This is a genomic window from Salipiger sp. HF18 (assembly GCF_011806505.1).
Taxonomy (GTDB): Bacteria; Pseudomonadota; Alphaproteobacteria; order Rhodobacterales; family Rhodobacteraceae; genus Salipiger; species Salipiger thiooxidans.
This window is the reverse complement of the sequence record NZ_JAATOS010000302.1, coordinates 1-4,880: the sequence shown is the minus strand read 5'-3', so window position 1 is coordinate 4,880 and position 4,880 is coordinate 1. Positions and strand designations below refer to the sequence as shown.

The following is a 4,880-nucleotide window of genomic DNA, read 5'->3' as shown; positions in this document are numbered from 1 at the left end:
GAAGGGCCCCACGACGAGCGGCGGCAGCGCAGTGAGAAGGGCCGAGAGCTCGTCGGCATCGCCGCCCCAGCTCGGCGCGGTCTCAAGCTCTTCCGGCGTGATCCGCAGCTCGACCTCGCGCGCATGCGGATCCGTCTTTCCGAGCCGCGACGCCGAGGCCAGCACCTGACGCCCGGAGACCCCGCCCGGGCGCAGCGAAAGATAGGTCATCTGCCGATTGTCGGGATCGAAGAGGATGTCGGAGAGGGCCGCGGTCTTGTCGGCGGTGCGCACCCGCCAGCTGAGCATGTCGGAAAGGCTTTGGAGCATGGAGAACCTCCGGAGAATGTGTGGCATTTGAGCAATAAACTGCCGAGCTCTCGGGAATGTTCCGGAACCCGTACCTGATCATACCCGTTTAGATCGTGAACATCGACAGGAGGCCGCCATGCCCAGTGATATCTTCATCGCAGGATTGGCCGCACTCACGGTCGTCGCAGTCCTTATCTTCGCGCTTACCAGCGCCAAGGATCGTGACAGTGACTCACGTTAGGCCGGGCGGACAATACTGACGCGCAGAAGCCGCAAGGCGGGGTTGGCGGGATAACCGCCGGCCCCGACCCCTTTCCGGGGCACGACTCCGGCCAGCCATGTCGATTTTCCCGCCTGCATTTTTCGCATTTCCGGGCCTGCCACCGCTTGCTCGGGGAAAATTCTGCCGTTCTCAAAAGGCGACTGAATTTGTCAGGTTGACTTTCCCGATCATTTTGCTCAGTTTTCACCCATCGGCCGGCGCCACACCATGCGGCGCCCGCCCGGAAAGATGATGGAGGCTGACATATGGCTATGGAGAGAAGCCACGCGGTGACCGAAGGCCCGCGTCGCGACGACAAGGATCTCGTTTCGATGGTGTTCGGAGGCCTCTGGCCGGTCGAGATCAGCGTCGAGGCCCTGCTGGATCGTCTCGAGGCCCGCGAGGCAGCACGATGATGGAGAGCCGTTTCAGCGCCGACGCGTCGACGCCCGCCCTGCCGCGCCACGTGGCCCGCGAACTCACCGCAAACGGGAATATTGCCGAGATCGAACTCGACGGCCAGATCTACATCCTGCGGATCACCAAGGCCGGCAAGCTCATCCTGACCAAGTGAGTCCATCGTCTGCCAGCCAAGACAAAAAGACACGCCAACGAGGACAGACCATGAAATTTGCCACTTCCACCGCACTTGCGATGCTGCTCGCGGCCCCGGCCTTTGCCGCGACCGATGCGGCCGGCGCGCCCGACAAGGCCTCGGTGCTCGAGACCTATGCCGACATTGCGCTCGCGGGCTACGAGGACAGCCTGTCGACCGCGAAGGCGATGCAGGAGGCCGTCGAGGCGCTGATTGCCGAACCCTCGGAAGAGACGCTCGCCGCCGCCCGCGAGGCATGGCTGGTGTCGCGCAACCCCTACCAGCAGACCGAGGTCTTCCGCTTCGGCAACCCGATCGTCGACGACTGGGAAGGCAAGGTGAACGCCTGGCCGCTGGACGAGGGGCTCATCGACTACGTCTCCGAGGAGTACGAGGGGCCGACCGACGAGAACGAGTACGCGGCGCTCAACATCATCGCCACCCCGCAGGCGACCATCGCCGGGCAGGAGGTCGATGCCTCCGAGATCACGCCCGAGCTGATCGCCGACACGCTGAACGAGGCCGACGGCATCGAGACCAACGTGGCGCGCGGCTACCACGCCATCGAGTTCCTGCTCTGGGGGCAGGACCTGAACGGCACCGAGCCGGGCGCGGGTGAGCGTCCCTACACCGACTATGCCACCGGCGACGACTGCACCGGCGGCAACTGCGACCGCCGGGCCGACTATCTCAAGGCCGCGACCACGCTGCTGGTTTCGGATCTCGAGGAGATGGTCGCCGCCTGGGGCGCGGACGGCGAGGCCCGCGGCGCGGTGCTCGAGGACGAGAACGCCGGCATCACCGCCATGCTCACCGGCATGGGCTCGCTCTCCTACGGCGAGCAGGCCGGCGAGCGGATGCGCCTCGGCCTGATGCTCAACGACCCCGAGGAAGAGCACGACTGTTTCTCGGACAACACCCACAACTCGCACTTCTACGACGGCAAGGGCATCCAGAACGTCTACCTGGGCTCCTACACCCGCGTCGACGGCTCGACCGTCGAGGGAGCGTCGCTGTCGGAGCTCGTCGCCGCCACCGATCCGGCGCTCGACGACGAGATGAAGACCAAGCTCGACACCACCATGACGGCGCTCGGCGCGATCAAGGAGGCAGCCGAGGGCGGTTTCGCCTATGACCAGATGCTGGCCATCGGTGACGAGAAGGGCGAGGAGCTGATCATGGGCGGCGTGAACGGCCTGATCGACCAGACCCGCACCATCGAGCGCATCGTCGGCGCGCTCGACCTCTCCGGCGTCGCGTTCGAAGGCTCTGACAGCCTCGACAACCCCGACGCCGTCTTCCAGTAAGGGGACCACCGATGATCGTCTGCCATTGCCAGGGTATCACAGACCGCGACATCCATGCGGCAATCGACTGGATGCGGGCCTCCGATGAGCAGACGATCATCACCCCCGGGAAAATCTACCATGCTCTTGGAAAATCGGCAGATTGCGGAGGCTGCATGCCGTTTTTCTTGCAAACGATGCGCGCGAACGACAATCTCGAAGTACCCATGGAACTTCGCGGACTTAGACGCCGTGGACTAACACAGGACCAGCGCAATGAAGGGCGACGATAAAGTCATCGAATATCTCAACAAGGCTCTCCGGTCGGAACTGACCGCGGTGAGCCAGTACTGGCTGCACTACCGGCTCCAGGAGGACTGGGGGCTTGGGCACATGGCGAAGAAGAGCCGTGAGGAGAGCATCGAGGAGATGCACCATGCCGACAAGCTGATCACCCGGATCATCTTCCTGGGGGGCCATCCCAACCTGCAGAAGCTCGATCCGCTGCGCATAGGCGAGACTCCGAAGGAGACCCTCGAGGCCGATCTCGCCGCCGAGCACGAGGCCCGCACGCTCTACAAGGAAGCGCGCGAATACTGCGAGTCCGTCGGCGACTACGTCACCAAGAACCTCTTCGAGGAACTGATGACCGATGAGGAAGGCCATATCGACTTCCTCGAGACCCAGCTCGACCTCTACGCCAAACTTGGAGAGGAACGCTATGCGCTGCTCAACGCCTCGCCGATGGACGAGGCCGAGTGAGATCACACTCTGCGCCGCGCTGCTGCTGAGCGGCGCGGCCACTGCCGCCGAGCCCGGGGACACAGCGCCGGGGCTCGGCGATCCACATCTCAGGATCATTCCCCGCACCGATGACGAGCGCGCCCGCATAGCCGGGGTGACCGCGCACACCCGCGATTTCACGGCGTCCGAGCCTTTCGAAACCCGGCCCGGCGGCGCCGCCACCGTGCGCGCCCGGCGTGACGCGCAGGCCTTCGCGCAGCCTTCGGGGAACCTGCCCGAGGCGCGGCGCATGGAGTTCACCCTTGGCGACGCGCTGTTCCAGAAGCTCTGGACCTCGTCGCCGTCCTCGACCCGCGCCTCGGACGGGCTGGGGCCGCTCTACAACGCCCGCAGTTGCCAGTCCTGCCATATCCGCGACGGTCGCGGGCACGCGCCCGAAAGGCCCGGGGACACCGCCGTCTCGATGTTCCTGCGGGTCTCGGTGCCCGCCGATCCCGGCGCTGACGTGCCGCGGATCGAGGGCTGGATCGCCACCGCGCCGGACCCGGTCTACGGCGGCCAGCTTCAGGATTTCGCCACCGTCGGCCAGCGCGCCGAATACCGGCTCGAGATCGCCTATGACGAAATCGCGGTGCCGCTCTCGGGTGGCGAGGTGGCGCAGCTGCGCGCGCCCAGCTATGCCGCCGCCGACCTCGGCTACGGCCCTCTGGCGCCCGGCGCGATGCTGAGCCCGCGCGTCGCGCCGCAGATGATCGGCCTCGGCCTGCTCGAGGCGATCCCCGCGGCCGACATCCTTGCCGGCGCCGACCCCGACGACCTTGATGGCGACGGCATCTCGGGCCGGCCCGCGCTGGTCTGGTCCGCCGGTCACGATGCCCCGATGCTGGGCCGCTTCGGCTGGAAGGGCGGCGAGGCCACGGTGCGCGACCAGAGCGCCGCCGCCTTCTCGGGCGACATCGGCATTGCCACGCCGCTGCAGACCGCTCTCTGGGGCGATTGCACCGCGGCACAGACCACCTGCCGCGACGCGCCCCACGGTGGCGATGCGAACGGCGTCGAGATCAGCGCCGAGGCCTTCGACGCGGTGGTCTACTACACCGAGAACCTCGGTGTGCCCGCCCGCCGCGACCCCGGCGACCCGGAGGTGCTGCGCGGCAAGCAGGTGTTCTACGACACCGGCTGCCCGGCCTGCCACACGCCGAAATTCGTCACCGCCCGGCTCGAGGACCAGCCCGAACAGAGCTTTCAGCTGATCTGGCCCTACACCGACCTGCTGCTGCACGACATGGGCGAGGGGCTTGCCGATCACCGCCCCGAGGGCCGCGCCAAGGGCCGCGAGTGGAAGACCCCGCCGCTCTGGGGCATCGGCTTGACCGGACAGGTGTCGGGGCATACCACGTTCCTGCACGATGGCCGCGCGCGGTCGCTTCTCGAAGCCGTTCTCTGGCACGGCGGCGAGGCCGAGCCCCACCGCGACGCGGTGGTCGACATGCCGCCCCCCGACCGTGCCGCGCTGATCCGCTACCTGGAAAGTCTCTGAATGCGATATTCCCTCATGCTTTGTGCCTGTCTTGCCGCCAGCCCCGCGATGGCCGGCATCGAAGAGGCGCTGACCGATCACATCCTGCCCGGCTTCGCGGGCTTCTCCACCGCCGCCGACGCGCTTGCAGTGACCGCAGAGGCGGACTGTTCGCCCGACGCG

At 66.7% G+C, this 4,880-nt stretch carries 6 protein-coding genes and 1 pseudogene; 6 read left to right on the top strand and 1 reads right to left on the bottom strand.

Features of this window, described 5'->3' with window-relative positions; genetic code table 11:
- Nucleotides 1–309: pseudogene (locus HC022_RS19070) on the bottom strand (PRC-barrel domain containing protein); the annotation flags it as partial.
- A gap of 510 nt (nucleotides 310–819) precedes the next feature.
- Here HC022_RS19070 and HC022_RS19065 point away from each other — a divergent pair.
- From HC022_RS19065 to HC022_RS19040, 6 genes are all read left to right on the top strand, one after another.
- Nucleotides 820–969 (top strand): hypothetical protein, encoded by a 150-nt coding sequence (locus HC022_RS19065; protein WP_008885086.1) that lies wholly within the window; start codon nucleotides 820–822, stop codon nucleotides 967–969.
- Complete coding sequence (hemP, locus tag HC022_RS19060) at nucleotides 966–1,127, top strand: hemin uptake protein HemP (RefSeq protein ID WP_008884592.1); 162 nt, start codon at nucleotides 966–968, stop codon at nucleotides 1,125–1,127. The genes HC022_RS19065 and hemP overlap by 4 nt, the downstream gene beginning before the upstream one ends.
- A gap of 50 nt (nucleotides 1,128–1,177) precedes the next feature.
- Nucleotides 1,178–2,455, top strand: a complete 1,278-nt coding sequence (locus tag HC022_RS19055) for an imelysin family protein (protein WP_167453471.1) — start codon at nucleotides 1,178–1,180, stop codon at nucleotides 2,453–2,455.
- A gap of 11 nt (nucleotides 2,456–2,466) precedes the next feature.
- Nucleotides 2,467–2,727: a bacterioferritin-associated ferredoxin gene (locus HC022_RS19050; RefSeq protein WP_089961315.1), complete on the top strand. Its 261-nt coding sequence runs from the start codon at nucleotides 2,467–2,469 to the stop codon at nucleotides 2,725–2,727.
- Nucleotides 2,711–3,196 (top strand): bacterioferritin, encoded by a 486-nt coding sequence (gene bfr, locus HC022_RS19045; protein WP_008886199.1) that lies wholly within the window; start codon nucleotides 2,711–2,713, stop codon nucleotides 3,194–3,196. Before HC022_RS19050 ends, bfr begins: the two co-directional genes overlap by 17 nt.
- A gap of 136 nt (nucleotides 3,197–3,332) precedes the next feature.
- Entirely contained in the window at nucleotides 3,333–4,718 is a 1,386-nt protein-coding gene (locus HC022_RS19040; RefSeq protein ID WP_167453470.1) for a di-heme oxidoredictase family protein, read from the top strand.
- Nucleotides 4,719–4,880 lie beyond the last annotated feature (162 nt).

Bases quoted from the DNA above. Each gene is read 5' to 3' on its own strand.
- HC022_RS19065 (WP_008885086.1), top strand. From the start codon at position 820: ATGGCTATGGAGAGAAGCCACGCGGTGACCGAAGGCCCGCGTCGCGAC.
- hemP (WP_008884592.1), top strand. From the start codon at position 966: ATGATGGAGAGCCGTTTCAGCGCCGACGCGTCGACGCCCGCCCTGCCG.
- HC022_RS19055 (WP_167453471.1), top strand. From the start codon at position 1,178: ATGAAATTTGCCACTTCCACCGCACTTGCGATGCTGCTCGCGGCCCCG.
- HC022_RS19050 (WP_089961315.1), top strand. From the start codon at position 2,467: ATGATCGTCTGCCATTGCCAGGGTATCACAGACCGCGACATCCATGCG.
- bfr (WP_008886199.1), top strand. From the start codon at position 2,711: ATGAAGGGCGACGATAAAGTCATCGAATATCTCAACAAGGCTCTCCGG.